Source organism: Curvibacter sp. GW821-FHT09D12, from assembly GCF_059416245.1.
Map to the genome: position 1 here is coordinate 1 of NZ_JBWKOU010000063.1, position 551 is coordinate 551.

Sequence of the window (551 nt, forward strand, 5' to 3'; positions counted from 1 at the left end):
ACATCGCCATCACTCAGGTTGTGCGTCAGCGCCTCCCAGTGATTGAGGCTGTAGTTGATCGCCTTGGCCGTGGCACCGCCCTCGGGCACACGGCGCACCTCCAGCGTCAACCAATCATGCAGAGATTTCCACAGCGGCCCTGCGTGCTCACGTCTTTGAGCCAGCCTGGCTGTGCCTGACAGGCCCTGCAGTTCGCGCTCAACACGGTAGATCTGCGCAATGCGCTCTATCGCCTCGGCCGCCACCGGACTGCTGTTGTGCTTGAGCAATTCGTCGTACTTGCGTCTGGCGTGTGCCAGGCAGCCCGCGGCCTTGCGCTCTCGCTGGGCCAGCACGCTTTCATAGCCCTTGTACTCGTCTCGCACCAAGGTGCCTGACCAGTCTCCCAGGAACTCCATGGGGAAGCGTCCCCCTCGGCCCGTGCAGAAGTCGTACACCACGGCAGGTTCTGGGTCGAAGGCCCCACGGGCATAGCCCCAGATGTAGGCTTTCTTGGTCTTGCCGGCGCCAGGGTCGAGCATGTCCACCGGTGTCTCGTCGGCCTGCACGAC

Annotated in this window: 1 protein-coding gene; it reads right to left on the minus strand. The window is 63.5% G+C overall.

Features of this window, described 5'->3' with window-relative positions; all coding sequences use genetic code 11:
• A partial coding sequence (locus AC07PT_RS30445) for an IS66 family transposase (protein ID WP_494659193.1) occupies positions 1–551 on the minus strand: 551 nt, incomplete at both ends.